We start from the raw sequence: 14,886 nt of genomic DNA on the forward strand, positions 1-14,886 counted from the left end.
GCTCGTTTGTCGAAGGGATGCGGTCCGCCGCCAGGCAGGCGGCGGACCTGGCCTGGGAGGCTTATTTCTTCAGCGCCATTCCGGTGCCCTTGCACACGAACTTCGTCGTAAAGGCCTTGGTATAGTCGGTCTCGGTCTTGAACACCTTGATGGCGGTCATCTCGTCGAAGAACTTCTTGTAATGGGCGTCGGTAATGCAGCCGATGCCCTTGTCGAGGCTGTCGCCGGATTCGATGATGCCGTATTCCTTCATCTTGGCGATCGAATAGGCGATCTGGCCGTCGGTTATTTCAGGATTGTCCTTCTTGATCAGTTCGTTCGCCTTGGTGTTGTCGCCGTAGAGGTAGTTGTACCAGCCTTCGATCGAGGCATCGACGAATCGCTGCACCACATCGGGCTTGCCGTCGAGCATCGCCTGCGTCGTCGTGATCATCGTCGAATAGGGCGAGTAGCCGTTGTCGGCGAGCAGGAAGACCTTCGGCTCGAAGCCTGCCTGTTTCTGGATCTCGTAGGGTTCCGATGTCAGGTAGCCCTGCTGGGCGGAGTCTTTGTCTGCGAGGAAGGGGGCGGGGCTGAAGTTATAGGGTTTGTACTGCTCGTCCTTGAAGCCTTTGAAGTTGGCCTTCATCCATTCGAAATAGGTGAGGTAGCCGTCCTTGCTGAGGAACAGCGTCTTCAGCTTGGCGAGGTCCTCGAACTTGTCGACGCCGTTATCCGGATGGGCGATCAGCACCTGCGGATCCTTTTGGAAGATCGCGGCGACATCGACCAGCGGAATGCCCTGCTCGACGGCGGAAATTTCTCCCTGCGGACCGCCCATGTAGAAATCGAGCTTGCCGGAGATCAGGAGCGCGCTGTTTGCCGCATTCGGGCCGCCCTGGACGATGGTGACGTCGAGGCCGTATTTCGCATAGGTGCCGTCGGCGACGGCCTGGTAGAAGCCGCCATGTTCAGCTTGGGCAAGCCAGTTCGTCCCGTAGCTCACCTTGTCGAGGGCAAGCGCCGGCGAGGCGGCGGCAAGCATCGCGGCAAGGCCGAGGCAGCTCAGGAATTGCGTCTTCGTCAGTGCTTTCAACATGGTCGGCAGTTCCCCTTTTTAACCGAAGGAAGCCTTGGTCGGCTCCCTTTTAAGGGAATTTGAGCCATTGCGTTGCGCTTTGAAAAGCATCAAAATTCGTGCGCATTGATGCCTTTTCGGCATCTGTCGGAAAGCTGAAGATAATTTGTGCGCCCTGCGTAAAATTTATGCACCGGAGAGATCATGCTGCACTCCAGACGCCTTCTTTACATCAACGAGATCGCCCGTTCCGGTTCGATCCGCAAGGCGGCCGCGCGCCTCAATGTTGCGTCATCGGCGGTCAACAGGCAGATTCTGGCGCTGGAGGAAGAGATCGGGGCGCCGCTTTTCGAGCGGCTGCCGCGCGGTTTGCGGCTGACGGCTGCCGGTGAACTCTGCATCGAACATATCCGGGACGTGCTGAAGAATTACGAGCGCCTGGAGGGGCGCATCCGCAGCCTCAAGATGCAGCAGGCTGGGAAGGTGCGCATGGTGACGACCGTCGGCCTTGCCGCCGGGCCGCTGCCCGAAATCATCGCGCGCTTTCTTTCAGAGCATCCACGCGTCTTCGTCCAGCTGCGCAACGATACCGGCGGCACGACGGCCAGCCCCGTTGTATCAGGCGAGGTGGATATCGGTCTCGGCTTCAATATCCCGGCCATGCCGGGGATCCGCACGCTCGGAAATTTCGATATCCCGATCGGTGTCGTGCTGCCGCCGGGCCATCACCTGATCGGTCCCGGGCCGATCAACCTTGCCGATGTCACGCAGGAAAAACTGGTTCTGGCGCAACCGGGCACCAGCCTGCGCGAGGTGATCAACCTTGCCTTTGCGCGCTTGCCCATCCCTGTCGAGCCGGTGCTGGAAACCAATGCATCGGAGATGCTGAAGCAACTCGTCAAATGCGGCACCGGGCTGACGCTGCTCAATCCGCTCGACGTCATCACCGAATGCCGGCGCGGCGAACTCGTCTTCCGTCCGATCGCCGAGCCGCATGCGCGTTACCAGCAGATGAAGCTGTTTGCGCGCGCCAGGGCGCCGCTCGACGCGGCCACCAGCCTTTTCGTCGAATATCTGCTCGCCGAACTGCTCGGCCTGGTGCAGGAATTGCAGGCCAAGGGCCATATCCCACCTGATACGAGATCCGCGGCCGAGCCTATTTCACATAGAGATTCGAAAGTGGATAGGCCTTGAGGTCTTCAAGCAATTCAACAAACCCCGTGACCTGATGGCGGCAGATCGCTTCGCCCTTTTCGGCGGTGGCGATCGAGGCATCGCCGACCACGCCGAGGGGGTTGAGGTCATGCGCGATCCAGGCCAGCGAATGCGGCGGCAGGGGCTGAAGATATTTGGATTGCTGCCGCATCCGTTCGGCCTTCGAGGCGAAATTCTCTGCCTTGTCCATACGCACCAAGTCGGGGCGGAAGTGCAGCATCAACGATGTCTCGACATCGCCGCCGTGAATGCCGTATCTGCTCTCGTGATCGCTGACCATGCCTTCCGGGTGGCCGAACCGGCCCCATTGCGTGGAGACCACCGCCATTTGATGGCGCACGCGCAGTTCACGCGCGACGATGCTCATGACGTCGACATTGCCGCCGTGGGAATTGACGATCACCATCTTCCTCAGCCCGGCTTCCGCAACCTTTGCGCCAATCGCCGTCCAGACGGGGATGAGCAGCTCTGCACTGAGCGACAACGTGCCGGGGCCGTAAATATGTTCGTTGGCCTTGCCGATCTCCTGTGTCGGAAGGACCAGGATGTCCAGATTCTCCGGCCGCTGCCTCTTCAGCTCCGCCAGCATGCCGGTCGCGATGGCGACATCGGTTGCGATCGGCAGATGCGGGCCGTGCTGTTCCGTCGAGGCGATAGGCAGAACGGCAATCGTGGTCTCGGGGCAAAGGCCGGCAAAATCATATGTGTTGAGCTCGTTCCAGTAAAACGGCGTCGCCATGCGGTCGTCCCCTTTTCGTCACCTGTCTTGACAGGAAGTAGGGAATAACGATGAGCGCGAAAAGCATCATTTTGTGTGCATGGCGCTGCCTTTTCGAGTGCGCCAATACCCCAACTGCAGTTGCCTCCGGTGTGATGCTACCGGGATCTGAACCGGAAGGCCTCGACGAAGGCGCTGAAGGCCGGCGAGAAATGGCGGCGGCTGGGATAGTAGAGATGATAGCCTTGGAAGGTCGGGCACCAATCGGCAAGGACCTGCCGGAGCAAACCGGTTTCAACGTATCGTCGGATGAGGTCCTTCGGCAAATAGGCGAGGCCGACGCCGTCGAGGGCGGCATCGATCGCCGATCCGATATGGCTTAGGATCAGCTGGCCGTCGACGCGGACGCTGAACTCGCGTGCGTCCTTCTCGAATTCCCAGGCATAGAGCGCGCCCGAGGTTGGCAGCCGCAGGTTGACGCAATTGTGGAGGGTCAGGTCTTGCGGGCTTGCCGGCACGGAACGGCGGGCGAAATAATCGGGTGATCCGACCACGGCATAGGAGACATCGGGGCCGATGCGAACGGCCACCATGTCGCGTGCAACCGCCTCGCCCAGCCGAACGCCGGCGTCGAACTGACGCTCGACGATATTCGTGAATCCGTTGTCGATAATGAGCTCCACGATGATATCAGGATAATCTCGCAAGAAGGCTGAGAGTCTTGGACGAAAAACCAACTCGATGGCGTCGTCGGGACATACGATGCGGACATGGCCCGAGGGCTTGTCGCGCAAGGCGCTGATTGCGCTGATCTCGGCGGCAATGATTTCGAAATGGGGTTCGATGCTCTCCACCAGGCGCTCCCCGGCCGCCGTCGGCGCGACATCCCGTGTCGTACGGGAGAGGAGGCGGACGCCGAGCCGTTCTTCCAGTGCCCGGATCGTATGGCTGAGGGCCGAGCGGGTGACACCCAGCTTGGCGGCCGCGCGCGTGAAGCTCCGCTCTCTGGCCACTTCGAGAAACGCCCGCATCTCGGTGAATTCGTCGCGCCGGATTGGTGAATCTCCTTCATCACAACATGCAGATTATAGCCGCTAGTCTGTCAAAACCAATCCGGCTATCTCATTCCGCAATGGACAGGAGAACGCGGAATGACCATCGAACTGACATTGGATGAGGCTGTTCCGGCCGACAGCACCGTTACTCCATGGGCTGCGGTCACCTGCCTCTCGCTTCTGACCTTTCTCCTGGTGGGGCTGGAGTTCATGCCGGTGAGCCTTCTGACGCCGATCGCCCAGGATCTGGCCATCTCCGAAGGTCAGGCCGGACAAGCGATCGCCGTCTCTGGCCTTTTTGCGGTGATCACCAGTCTTTTCGGCAACGCGTTTTTGGCAAGGCTCGACCGGAAAACGGTCGTCCTGCTCTATACGGCGGTGCTGGTCGCTTCCAGTCTGGCCGTGGCTCTTGCTCCGAACTTCCTCGTCTTTCTGGTCGGGCGGGCGCTGGTCGGCATTTCGATCGGCGGCTTCTGGTCGCTGTCGACAGCCATCCTGGCACGCCTGGCTTCTGGAGCCGACCTGCCCAAGGCTATCGCCTTGCTCCAGGGCGGCACCGCATTTGCGGTCGTCATCGCTGCGCCCCTCGGTAGTTTCCTCGGCGGGCTGATCGGATGGCGTGGCACCTTCTTCATCACGGTTCCGATAGGTCTGGCTGCGCTCGTATGGCAATTGGCCGTCCTGCCGAAGATGCCGGCAACGGCAGCGGTCTCGGTTGCCAGAATCTTCGGACTGCTGCGCAATCGCAGATTCGCGATCGGGATGGCGGCGACCAGCCTCGCTTTCATCGGCCAGAACGCACTGTCGATCTATCTGCGCCCATTCCTCGAAAGCGTCACGGGCGTTGAATTGAACGGACTGTCGATGATGCTTCTCGGGCTCGGCATTGGCGGCCTCGCGGGAACATCCATTGTCGGCTTCGTCCTCCGGCGGCATCTTGCCGCCCTGCTGATCGGATTGCCGAGCGGGCTCGCGATGCTTGCCCTTCTGCTGATTGCCCTCGGTCCCTTCACGGCCGTCACAGCAGCCTTGCTGGTGCTGTGGGGGTTCTTCACCACCCCTATTCCGGTGGCCTGGAATACCTGGATGACACGCATCATTCCCGGCGAACTTGAAGCCGGCGGTGGGCTGCAGGTGGCATTGATCCAATTCGCCATCGCCGGTGGCGCCTTTGCGGGCGGGGTGCTGTTCGACACTGCCGGCTGGTGGAGCGCCTTCCTGCTCGCCGCCGTCCTGCTCGCGGGATCAGCCCTGCTCGCCGCTCTGGCGAGCCCTCGCACTTAACCTTCCGAATTCGACAAAGGAGATCGGCATGTCTCAGGGCATTGAAAACAAAGTCGTCGTCATCACAGGCGCAAGCAGCGGGCTTGGCGAGGCCACGGCACGCCATCTGGCCGAGCGCGGCGCTCTCGTCGTCCTCGGTGCGCGCCGAAGCGGGCGCATCGATGCGCTGGCGAGCGAGTTGACCGCTAGAGGCTATAAGGCCAAGGCCGTTTCCACCGACGTCACCGACCGGAACCAGGTCAAGAAACTGGTGGACACTGCGGTGGAGGAGTTCGGCCGCATCGACGTGATGCTGAACAATGCCGGTCTGATGCCGCTTGCACCACTCGAACGGCTCAAGATCGATGAGTGGGACCGTATGATCGACGTCAACATCAAGGGTGTACTTTATGGCATCGCCGCAGCGCTTCCGCACATGAAGGCCCGGAAATCCGGGCACATCATCAATGTCTCGTCCGTCTACGGTCATGTGGTCGACCCCGGTGCCACCGTCTATTGCGCCACCAAATTTGCCGTGCGCGCCCTGTCCGAAGGCCTGCGGAAGGAAGTAAAGCCCTACAATATCCGCACGACGATCATTTCTCCCGGCGCAGTCAGTACCGAACTGCTCGAGCATATCAGCGAGAAGGATATCCAGGCCGGCACGAGGGAATTCGTCAGCAAGATCGCGGTCGGTGCAGATACCTTCGCCCGCACCGTCGGGTTCGCGGTGAACGAACCCGACGACGTCGATATCAATGAGATCCTGTTTCGGCCGACTGCTCAGCCGGTCTGACGGAGTGCAGTCATGTCGACATCCTCATATCTGACGCGCCGTGCGCTCCTCGGCGCAACCTTCGCAACCGCAACCCTGCCGTATGCGGCCAAGGGACAGGAAGGCCGGGATCCAGCGAGCCAAGTACCGACCGATGTCAGAATCCGGATAATCTTCAACGGCATGACCATGACGGCGACGCTCTACGACAATCCGTCGGCGCTCGACCTCGCTTCGATGCTTCCCCTGGATCTCAAGATCGAAGACTACGGCAAAAACGAAAAGATCGTCTATCTCCCGCGCAAACTCACCGAGGAAGCTACCGGTCCCTTCGACAACGAGCAGCCGGGTGATCTCTGCTACTTCAAGCCATGGGGCAACCTTGCCCTGTTTTATGCCGATTACAGCTGGGACGGGTTGATCCGGCTCGGTCGATTTGATAACGGCTTCGACCCGCTGCTGGTACGCGGCGAATTCCCGGTCCGCATCGAACGGATATGACGAGGGGTTCACGGCTGAGGACTTCGTTTCAGTTCCTTCCGCCGGCAGGCCACGTGTTCAGCCAGTTGCGCTTCTTCACAGCACCGGTCGCGGCACGCCCCAGTCGTGCTGACCCTGAACTGGTCCGACACTTGGATGCAGGGCACGCCCACAGATCCGTCGACACATTCAGGCGTGAGGTGTCGCGCGATGCCTGGCATCTATCCTGAAACGCTTCTTGATCCTGTCGACGGGCGTCCCGTCTTGAAGCGGAACCTGGACCAGCCGGTCATAGGTCTCGAAGCCCATCTTGGCATAATAGGCAAGACCGCTGACATTGTCGGCCCGAATGGTGGCATTGATGAAGTCGAGCCCGAGTTCCTCCGCTGCGGCCCGGGTTGCGGGAAAGAGCGCGCTGCCGACGCCTGGAGCCTTTGGGTTCATACGGGCGAAGGTCCCGATGTCGGCAAAGCCTTTCGGCGGATCGCCGTATAGGCTGAGCGACTGAAAGCCGACAAGCGACCGATCATGCTCCGCGACATGGCAGAGAAGAGGAAACTCGCCGTCGATGAACCAGTCCACGAACTCGGCAGCCGAAAGCGGTGTCTCGAGTGCTGTTGTTCCCCCAGCCCGGATGATCTCGTTGAGGAGCTCGCTCAGTTCCGCTGCGTCGGCAGAAACTGCCTTTCGAATATGCATGTTCTTGGCGACCTCCAGACTGACGGCGTATTGGCGAAGTTGGAGATTACAAATCGCCATTTCGTCCGCAAAGGCAATTGTGGTTCGACGGTTCCTCCGGCCTCTTATGTTCAGGCGTTCAAACGCTGTTGCGTCTGTCGGTCGAAGAAGTGAACCTTTGATGTTTCGAAGGAAAGCTTCACCTGCTGTTCGGGCGCCAGTTCGACACGTTCGCGAACGACCCATGTCAGCTCCCTGCCGTCGAGGTCCACGGCGACATGAGTTTCCGACCCGGTGGGTTCGACCACCTTGACCACCGCGTCCACGCCGTTCTCGCCACCGAAGCTGATATCTTCAGGACGAATACCCAGCGTCATCGGTCTGTTTGCCGAATTAACGGGAGCCCGCGAGAGCGGCACGCGGGAGCCGCCCGGCAGCGACAATACCGGGTTGCCGGCATCTTCGATGGTCCCCTCGAGAAAATTCATCGCCGGGGAACCGAGGAAACCGGCGACGAAGATGTTGCGCGGTCTGTCGTAGAGTTCGAGCGGACTGCCGATCTGTTCGACGCGGCCGCCGTGCAGCACGACGATCTTGTCGGCCATGGTCATGGCCTCGATCTGGTCGTGGGTGACGTAGACGATGGTGGTCTTCAGGCGCTGGTGCAGGGCCTTGATCTCCGCCCGCATCTTCACCCGCAGTTTTGCGTCCAGATTGGAGAGCGGCTCGTCGAAGAGAAAGACTTTCGGATCGCGGACGATGGCGCGACCCATGGCGACGCGCTGGCGCTGCCCGCCGGAAAGCTGGGCGGGCTTGCGGTCGAGTAGCGGCTGCAAGCCGAGAATGGCCGCAGCCTCGCCGACCTTCTTGTCGATCTCAGGCCGCTTGGCTCCGGCGAGCTCAAGGGCAAACCCCATGTTCTGGGAGACCGTCATCTGCGGGTACAATGCGTAGTTCTGGAAGACCATCGCGATATCGCGATCCTTCGGCTGCAGATTGTTCACCACCCGGCCGTCAATGCTGATCTGGCCGGCGGTGATGTCCTCGAGCCCGGCGATCATGCGCAGCAATGTCGACTTGCCGCAGCCGGAAGGGCCGACGAGAATGGTGAATTCGCCATCCGCGATCTCGACGTCGACGCCGTGAATGATATCGACCGTGCCGAAGGACTTCTTGACGTTTCTGATGCTTAAACCTGACATCCCGGACCCTCTCGATTAGCGCTTCCTGCGCACACGCAAAGCCTGGTACGGCTTGCGCGGGATTTTCACGCCGAAGGCCGCGTCCGGCTTGCCGCCGCGCACGACCGAGCCATGGCGCGTCGGATGCGGAACGGGAGCCTCGACTTTCTCGGCCGGCGTGATCGTCATCTCCCAGGTGTCGATGATATCGACATCGTAGTCGTCGCCATCAACCGGCAGGCCGGTGGACCAGATCACCGGCTGATGCTCGCCGAAATAGATCAGGCGGAAATCGCCGTCGCCGTCACGCGCGCCGGAGACGCGCGACCACGGCCATTCGCCGATGATGCCGAGCGGTTCGAGACCGTGCTTGACGTCGGCCTCCAGGAGGTCCCGGAGGAAGCCGATGCGCTTCCATGCTTCGCCGCGCAATTCGCCACCCTTGGCCCACCAGATCAGATCCTCGGGGTGAGAATAGGTTTCGCCGTGACCGGCATAGCCGCCGCGCGCCATGGTGATCCAGAAACGGTGCACCAGCTCCCTCGGATGGAGATTGCCCCATGACTGCAAGATGTCGCCCTCATACTCGGGCTCGTCGTTGACGACGGGCTTGCCATAGGCATCGCGCCATTCCTGGGTCCGCTTGACGTCGGGGTTCTGGATGCAGGTGTGTGTCACCCACGGTTTGCGGTGATCGAAATTGGCGGTCACGTCGCCATTATGGATGGACCGCAGATGCTGGTAGGGGTCGTTTTCCTCCAGAATGTGGAAGTAGCGGTCCCACTGCTCCATCGGTTTCGTGTCGATCAGGAAATCATATTCATTGGCGAGCGACCACCAGACGTTCCGGTAGGCGGCAAGACGGGCGGCCAGATATTCGACATAGCGGAAATCCTGCGCGGCCGACATGTCCGCATAACCCCAGCGGTCATAGGGGTGGAAGATGATGATATCGGCCTCGATGCCGAGGTCGCAGAGTGCGGCGACCTGCTTTTCGAAGTGCTGGAAGGCGGCGGGGTTGGGCCGGTCGAAGTCTTCCTTGCCGTCGGAGCCGCGTTCGAAGCAGGCATGCAACGGCTCGTTGACGTTATAGGGATAATCCTTCGGAAACACGCCCATGCGCATCTTGTTGAAGCGCGCCGTCTTCAGCGTCTCCAGCGTCTGCTTCTGCATGTCTAACGGTTGATGCGTCCAGGCGTAGCAGGTCGTTCCGAAGGAGAGGAACGGCGTGCCGTCGGCATAGGCGAAATGGAATTTGTTGCGCACGCGCACCGGGCCGTGATTGCCGGCCGAAGGTGCGGTCGCGGCCAAAACACCCGTCTTGCCGTCGAGGGCCGCGGTCTTGGAGCGCGTCTGGAACGACCACTCGCCTTCGCTATCGGGCATGAAGCGAATGCGGTAGGTGCCGTTACCATCATAGAAGCCCGGCACGCGGACTTCGCGGCTCTTCTGGGTGAAGACGGCATCGAATGCTACGTCGAGATAGGGATTGCCGCCGGCAGGCCCTTCGAAGGAGGCCTCGAACACACCCCATTTTTCGACTGTTGCATCGGACATTCTGTCTCTCCTCGTAGAATGATTTTGTGATCAGCCTTTGACGGCGCCGGAGGTGAGGCCGGAGACGAAGTAGCGCTGGAACATGAGATAGACGATCGTCGCCGGCAGCACGGTCATGACGATCGCCGCGTTGAGCTGGCCGTAATTGCTGGAGAACTGCCCCTGAAACGACATCAGGCCGAGCGGCAGCGTCCACATGTGCTGGTCCTGAAGCAGCACCAGCGCCATGGCGAATTCGTTCCAGGTGGAAACGAAGTCGAGGATGAGCAGTGCGGCGAGGACGGGCAGGCATACCGGCAGAAAGATCCGCCGGAAGATGACGAAGTGGCTGGCGCCGTCGATCAGCGCTGCCTCCGATAGCTCCTTCGGAATGCCCTTGAAGAAGCCGTGCAGGATGAAAACCTGATAGGGAACGCCGAAGGCGATGTAGGGAAGGATGACGCCCGGATAGGTGTCGATGAGGCCGAAGGAATTGACCAGGGTGAAGAGCGGCGCAAGCATCACCTGGAAGGGGATCATCGTGCCGAACACGACGAGCAGCAGCAGCGCCTTGGTGATCTTCAACTTGATCTTGGCAAGGGCATAAGCGGCCATCGCCGACAGGAACAGGCCGAGCGGCACCTTGATGACGGTGATGATGACGCTGTTGAAGAAGGAGTTTGCGAAATTGCCGCGGCTCCATGCGGCGCCATAGTTTTCGAAGGCAAGCTCGGCCGGCGGCATGAAGGCGCCGGTGCTCGTCACCGCCGCCGGCGTCTTCAGCGAGGTGAAGACGATGAAGACGAATGGCGCGACCCAGACGAGCGCCACGATGACAAGCGTTATCCAGAGGCCGATCAGAACGGGATCGCGCTTCATCGACGATGGTTGGGCTTCGAGATGCACGGCGGCATGGTCGGTCGGCACTGCTGTCACGATTCGACCTCCTCGTGCTTCTGGGTCCATCTGAGATAGGGAATGACGACGGCCATGGTGATCAGCAGCAGCACGACGGATATTGCCGCACCTCGTCCGAAATCGAAGATCTGCATGGCCTGCGTGAACGCCCAGAGCGCCAGCATCTGGGTGGACTGCGCCGGACCGCCGCCCGTCAAACCGTAGACGATGTCGAAAGCCTTCAGCGACGAGATGACGGAGAGAACGAGGACGATGGTGATCGTCGGGCGCAACGCCGGCAATGTCACATGTTTGAACACCGCCCAGCGGCCGGCGCCATCGATGCGCGCCGCTTCGACGAGCGTCTGAGAGACGTTCTGCAGGCCGGCCAGGAATAGAACCATCGAGAAGCCGACCGTCTGCCAGAGATAGGCGACGAAGACGGAATAAAGCGCGATATCCTTATTGCCCAGCCAATCCTTGATCCAGACCTGCATGCCCCAGGAGGTCAGCAGTTGGGCGAACAGGCCGAAGAAGGGATCGTACATCCACTTCCACATGGTGGCGACGGCGATCGGCGCGATGATCACAGGCAGATAGAAGATGGCCCTGAGGCCATTGCGGCCGAATATTTTCTGGTTGAGGCTGAGCGCCAGCAGCAGTCCGACCAGCGGCGGAAAGATCAGGCTCATCACGGTCCAGATCACCGTGTTGCGGAACGCCACCCAGAAGACCGGATCTTTGGTGAAAATCGCCGAATAGTTCGCAAGGCCGACGAATTGCCGATTGGGATCGAGCCCGTTCCACTTCTGGAAGCTCAGGATCACGACGTTGAGCATCGGGTAGAGCGCGAAGACCGCATAGATCGCCAGCGCCGGCACGAGCAGGATGAGCGCTTGCACGCGCGGATCATGTGTCGATTGTCGAAGTGACATGCTTTCCTCCTGGCGGTGAAAAGCCGCTGCCAGCTGATGAAAGAATGTGCCAGCCGATCAACTCAGAGGTCGATCGACTGGCGCTTGGGAGGGATCAGCTTCTGCTGGCGATGAAGCTCTGCAACTGCTTGGCCGCCTCGGCCGGTTCGGTGCTGCCGGAAGCGACATCATTGATGACGCGGAAATATTCCGTCGTGACATCGAGCGGGAAGGCCTGGTCGCCGTTCATGTAGACCTTGCCGTATTTCTGGAAGATGCCCAGCCATTCGGCTTCGAGCGGCTTCTGATTGGCATACTGGACGTTCTTGTTGACGGAGGTCGAGCTCAACTGGCCGAGCAGATCCTGCTGCACCTTCGTCGACAGGAAATAGTCGAGGAATTTCGCCGCTATGTCGGGGTTCTTGCTCTTGGTGCTGATATAATTGTACTCGGCAAAGCCGTAGAGACGGTCGGTATTTGTGGGGAAGGGGAAGATGCCGTAATCGTCGAGATTGGCGCCGGAGCCGTTGAGTTGGCTGACCAGCCAGTCGCCTTCGAGCATCATCGCCGCACGACCGGCCGTGAAGAGGCTGTAGGACTGTTTGTTGTCGATGCCCATGAACGGCTGCAGCGTATAGTCCTTCGTCCACTTCGCAAACTCCGCGAAGGAATCCGTCGCGCAGGGTTCTTTGGTCCAGTCCAACGTCATCGCCTTCAGCGCGTCGTGCTTTTCGGCGCCGCACTTGGTTTCGAGGATAACGTCCATGAGGCGCATGACGTGCCAGTTGACCGTGCCGCCAAAGGTGAAGGCGGGGATGCCCGCGGCCTTCAGCTTATCGGCCGCGGCAAGGAGTTCCTCGTAGGTCTTCGGCTCTTCCTTGATGCCGACCTGTTCGAAAAGCTTCTTATTGTAGTAGACGGCTTCGCCCTTGAAGGTGAAGGGAACACCGTGCTTGCCGCCGGTATAGAGGTCGGCGAAAGCGGCAGCCGACGGCAGCAATTCGTCGTTCCACTTATACTCGGTGTAATACTCGTCGAGTGGCAGCGACAGGCCGGCCTTCACATACTCGCCGCCGAGGCCGAGACCCGCCCAGCTGAAATAAATGTCGGGTCCTTTGTCCGAGCCCGCGGCGACGCGGAGCGCGGTCTTGTGTTCATCGACGGCGCGCTGAACGATCTCGACATGCGTTCCGGGATTTGCAGCTTCGAAGTCCGTCGCCACCTTCTTCAGGGCCGTATTGGCAGCATTATTGTCGAAGTTGAGGGTCCAGAGCGTGATGTCTTCAGCAAGAACCGGTGTTGCCGAAAGTGACGCCATGGCGATCGCAACGATGCTCGCAGTCTTCAATTTCGCAGAAAGGGTCAGCATTACCGTCCTCCTCTTGTAAGCCGGGACCCTTTTTGCAGATAGTCATTGACATGTCAACTGGTATGATGAGCTAACCATCGTGCCGTCGAGCAAATTTGGCTATCGCGGCGATGATGATGACCGCCGATGCCGCACCGGGATCGATGTGCCCGATAGCCCGGTCTCCCAATCGCGAAGCCCGTCCTTTCGCTGCCGTCATGTCTTTGGTTGCGTCACAGCCGACGCGGGCTGCATGCACTGCCATGACGAGGCATTCGGGAAGCGGCTTTCCTGTCCCCCACGCATCAAGTGCCGCGTCGGCCGCGGGCTTCCAGGCGTCGACCATCGTCTTTTCACCGGCTTCGGCCTTTCCGCGTTCCTGGATTCCCGTCGCCATGGCTGCGAAAACGCGGACGAAATCGTCATCGGTCAAGGTCTGCCTGTCCTTGGCTGCGGCCGCGGCGCGCATGAAGGCCGTGGCATATAAGGGGCCGGACGAAGCGCCGACCGCATTCAGGAATGCCTTTGCCGCAACGTTGAATAGCAGCGTCGGTGCTGTTTCCACATCGAGCGCGCCGACCGCCTTGGCGGCAGCCTGACAGCCTCCGTCCATGGCAAGGCCGTGATCGCCATCGCCGATGGCGCCGTCGAGCTCGCAAAGATGGTCGCGCTCTGCCGCGATATCCTCGGCAATCCCGGCAAACAGCTGTTGCAGGTCTTTTGTGGTAATCGTCATGATCACCTCGCAAACATCGCGCAATCGCACGGGTGGTCGATCAACCGCTGAAGCTCGTCGTCGAGATGCATGACGGTGATCGAGGCGCCGGCCATTTCGAGCGAGGTGCAATAGTTGCCGACGAGCGACGTGTGGATGACGAGCCCGGCATCGTCGAGTCGGGACTTCACGCGCCGCATCATGATATAGAGTTCCATCAGCGGAGTCGAACCCAGCGAGTTGACAAGCAGGGCGACACGATCGCCTGGGTCCGCCTTCATCTCCCGAAGCATGCTGTCCATCAGCTCGTCGGTCACGGCATCGGCCGACCTCAGCGGCTCGCGCGCCATGCCGGGCTCTCCATGGATTCCCATGCCGATCTCCATCTCGTCCTCGCCGATCAGGAAGTTCGGCCGGAGGGTCTGGGGCAGCGAACAGGGAGAGAGCGCCACACCCATCGTATAGGTTCGTGCATTGGCATGGCGGGCGGCGCGCTCGACATCGTCGAAAGAGTAGAGAAGATCGCAGGCCGCGCCGGCCGCCTTGAAGATGAAGACGTTGCCCGCCACGCCACGTCGCCTGTCCCTCTGATCGGCAGGAGCGGACGCCACGTCATCTGTGGTCAGGACGGTGCGGACCTCGATCTCGTCGAGCGCCAGCATCTCGGCGGCCATGTCGAAATTCATCACGTCGCCGGCATAATTGCCGTACATGAACAGGACGCCGGCGCCGCCGTCGACCGCCTTGGCGCAGGCGATGATCGGATCGGGCGGCGGCGAGGCGAAGACATTGCCGATCGCGGCGGCATCCGCCAGCCCCTTGCCGACAAACCCCAGAAAGGTCGGCTCATGCCCGGATCCGCCGCCGATGACCAGGCCGACCTTGCCTTTGCGCGGTCCGTTTCTGGCAATGATCGCGCGGGGCATGTCTTCGACTGCGTAAAGATGGCGTGGATGCGCCGCGAGGATCCCTTGCAGCATCTCATCGACGGCATCTGCGCCGGAATTGATAAGCTTCTTCGTCTTCACGCCGATCCTCCCCAGTGAACTCCGAT

At 60.6% G+C, this 14,886-nt stretch carries 15 protein-coding genes; 4 read left to right on the top strand and 11 right to left on the bottom strand.

Annotated elements, in window-relative coordinates; genetic code table 11:
* Positions 1 to 61: 61 nt before the first annotated feature.
* Positions 62 to 1,078, bottom strand: coding sequence for an ABC transporter substrate-binding protein (locus NE851_RS33135; protein ID WP_047616737.1), 1,017 nt, complete (start codon positions 1,076 to 1,078; stop codon positions 62 to 64).
* Positions 1,079 to 1,261: 183 nt separating this feature from the next.
* On the opposite strand from NE851_RS33135, the gene NE851_RS33140 reads away from it, so the two are divergent.
* Positions 1,262 to 2,251, top strand: coding sequence for a LysR family transcriptional regulator (locus tag NE851_RS33140; RefSeq protein WP_028756733.1), 990 nt, complete (start codon positions 1,262 to 1,264; stop codon positions 2,249 to 2,251).
* On the opposite strand, the gene NE851_RS33145 is transcribed toward NE851_RS33140, so the two are convergent.
* Positions 2,214 to 3,011, bottom strand: a complete 798-nt coding sequence (locus NE851_RS33145; RefSeq protein ID WP_047616739.1) for a creatininase family protein — start codon at positions 3,009 to 3,011, stop codon at positions 2,214 to 2,216. The genes NE851_RS33140 and NE851_RS33145 overlap by 38 nt on opposite strands.
* A 137-nt stretch (positions 3,012 to 3,148) precedes the next feature.
* Positions 3,149 to 4,045, bottom strand: coding sequence for a LysR family transcriptional regulator (locus NE851_RS33150; RefSeq protein WP_254962670.1), 897 nt, complete (start codon positions 4,043 to 4,045; stop codon positions 3,149 to 3,151).
* Positions 4,046 to 4,141: 96 nt separating this feature from the next.
* Between NE851_RS33150 and NE851_RS33155 the strand changes: the two genes are divergently transcribed.
* The 3 genes from NE851_RS33155 to NE851_RS33165 are packed head-to-tail and all read left to right on the top strand — an operon-like array spanning position 4,142 to position 6,584.
* Positions 4,142 to 5,329, top strand: a complete 1,188-nt coding sequence (locus NE851_RS33155) for an MFS transporter (RefSeq protein ID WP_168333275.1) — start codon at positions 4,142 to 4,144, stop codon at positions 5,327 to 5,329.
* Between the two features lie 28 nt (positions 5,330 to 5,357).
* On the top strand, positions 5,358 to 6,104 hold the full coding sequence (locus NE851_RS33160) for an SDR family oxidoreductase (RefSeq protein ID WP_132574853.1): 747 nt from the start codon (positions 5,358 to 5,360) through the stop codon (positions 6,102 to 6,104).
* Positions 6,105 to 6,116: 12 nt separating this feature from the next.
* Positions 6,117 to 6,584 carry a cyclophilin-like fold protein gene (locus tag NE851_RS33165; protein WP_132574855.1) on the top strand — a complete coding sequence of 156 codons (468 nt, stop codon included), beginning with the start codon at positions 6,117 to 6,119 and terminating at the stop codon, positions 6,582 to 6,584.
* A gap of 168 nt (positions 6,585 to 6,752) precedes the next feature.
* Here the strand turns inward: NE851_RS33165 and NE851_RS33170 are convergent, their stop codons facing one another.
* From NE851_RS33170 to NE851_RS33205, 8 genes are all read right to left on the bottom strand, one after another.
* A complete protein-coding gene (locus NE851_RS33170) occupies positions 6,753 to 7,262 on the bottom strand; it encodes a GNAT family N-acetyltransferase (protein ID WP_127430818.1) in 510 nt (169 codons plus the stop codon).
* A 110-nt stretch (positions 7,263 to 7,372) separates the two neighbouring features.
* Positions 7,373 to 8,443: an ABC transporter ATP-binding protein gene (locus NE851_RS33175; protein ID WP_028756740.1), complete on the bottom strand. Its 1,071-nt coding sequence runs from the start codon at positions 8,441 to 8,443 to the stop codon at positions 7,373 to 7,375.
* A gap of 15 nt (positions 8,444 to 8,458) precedes the next feature.
* Positions 8,459 to 9,979, bottom strand: a complete 1,521-nt coding sequence (locus NE851_RS33180) for a DUF5060 domain-containing protein (protein WP_254962620.1) — start codon at positions 9,977 to 9,979, stop codon at positions 8,459 to 8,461.
* A 30-nt stretch (positions 9,980 to 10,009) separates the two neighbouring features.
* Entirely contained in the window at positions 10,010 to 10,894 is an 885-nt protein-coding gene (locus tag NE851_RS33185) for a carbohydrate ABC transporter permease (RefSeq protein ID WP_028756742.1), read from the bottom strand.
* Positions 10,891 to 11,790: a carbohydrate ABC transporter permease gene (locus NE851_RS33190; protein WP_127430817.1), complete on the bottom strand. Its 900-nt coding sequence runs from the start codon at positions 11,788 to 11,790 to the stop codon at positions 10,891 to 10,893. The genes NE851_RS33185 and NE851_RS33190 overlap by 4 nt, the downstream gene beginning before the upstream one ends.
* A gap of 94 nt (positions 11,791 to 11,884) precedes the next feature.
* Positions 11,885 to 13,138, bottom strand: a complete 1,254-nt coding sequence (locus NE851_RS33195) for an ABC transporter substrate-binding protein (RefSeq protein ID WP_127430816.1) — start codon at positions 13,136 to 13,138, stop codon at positions 11,885 to 11,887.
* 70 nt (positions 13,139 to 13,208) lie between these two features.
* Positions 13,209 to 13,853 (bottom strand): dihydroxyacetone kinase subunit DhaL, encoded by a 645-nt coding sequence (gene dhaL, locus NE851_RS33200; RefSeq protein WP_127430815.1) that lies wholly within the window; start codon positions 13,851 to 13,853, stop codon positions 13,209 to 13,211.
* A gap of 2 nt (positions 13,854 to 13,855) precedes the next feature.
* Positions 13,856 to 14,860 (bottom strand): dihydroxyacetone kinase subunit DhaK, encoded by a 1,005-nt coding sequence (locus NE851_RS33205; protein ID WP_063474072.1) that lies wholly within the window; start codon positions 14,858 to 14,860, stop codon positions 13,856 to 13,858.
* Positions 14,861 to 14,886 lie beyond the last annotated feature (26 nt).

Source organism: Rhizobium anhuiense bv. trifolii (genome assembly GCF_024346605.1).
GTDB lineage: Bacteria > Pseudomonadota > Alphaproteobacteria > Rhizobiales > Rhizobiaceae > Rhizobium > Rhizobium anhuiense.

What these genes read in the sequence shown, in the direction of transcription:
- NE851_RS33135 (WP_047616737.1), bottom strand. Translation starts at nt 1,078, where the DNA reads ATGTTGAAAGCACTGACGAAGACGCAATTCCTGAGCTGCCTCGGCCTT.
- NE851_RS33140 (WP_028756733.1), top strand. Translation starts at nt 1,262, where the DNA reads ATGCTGCACTCCAGACGCCTTCTTTACATCAACGAGATCGCCCGTTCC.
- NE851_RS33145 (WP_047616739.1), bottom strand. Translation starts at nt 3,011, where the DNA reads ATGGCGACGCCGTTTTACTGGAACGAGCTCAACACATATGATTTTGCC.
- NE851_RS33155 (WP_168333275.1), top strand. Translation starts at nt 4,142, where the DNA reads ATGACCATCGAACTGACATTGGATGAGGCTGTTCCGGCCGACAGCACC.
- NE851_RS33160 (WP_132574853.1), top strand. Translation starts at nt 5,358, where the DNA reads ATGTCTCAGGGCATTGAAAACAAAGTCGTCGTCATCACAGGCGCAAGC.
- NE851_RS33165 (WP_132574855.1), top strand. Translation starts at nt 6,117, where the DNA reads ATGTCGACATCCTCATATCTGACGCGCCGTGCGCTCCTCGGCGCAACC.
- NE851_RS33170 (WP_127430818.1), bottom strand. Translation starts at nt 7,262, where the DNA reads ATGCATATTCGAAAGGCAGTTTCTGCCGACGCAGCGGAACTGAGCGAG.
- NE851_RS33175 (WP_028756740.1), bottom strand. Translation starts at nt 8,443, where the DNA reads ATGTCAGGTTTAAGCATCAGAAACGTCAAGAAGTCCTTCGGCACGGTC.
- NE851_RS33180 (WP_254962620.1), bottom strand. Translation starts at nt 9,979, where the DNA reads ATGTCCGATGCAACAGTCGAAAAATGGGGTGTGTTCGAGGCCTCCTTC.
- NE851_RS33190 (WP_127430817.1), bottom strand. Translation starts at nt 11,790, where the DNA reads ATGTCACTTCGACAATCGACACATGATCCGCGCGTGCAAGCGCTCATC.
- NE851_RS33195 (WP_127430816.1), bottom strand. Translation starts at nt 13,138, where the DNA reads ATGCTGACCCTTTCTGCGAAATTGAAGACTGCGAGCATCGTTGCGATC.
- dhaL (WP_127430815.1), bottom strand. Translation starts at nt 13,853, where the DNA reads ATGACGATTACCACAAAAGACCTGCAACAGCTGTTTGCCGGGATTGCC.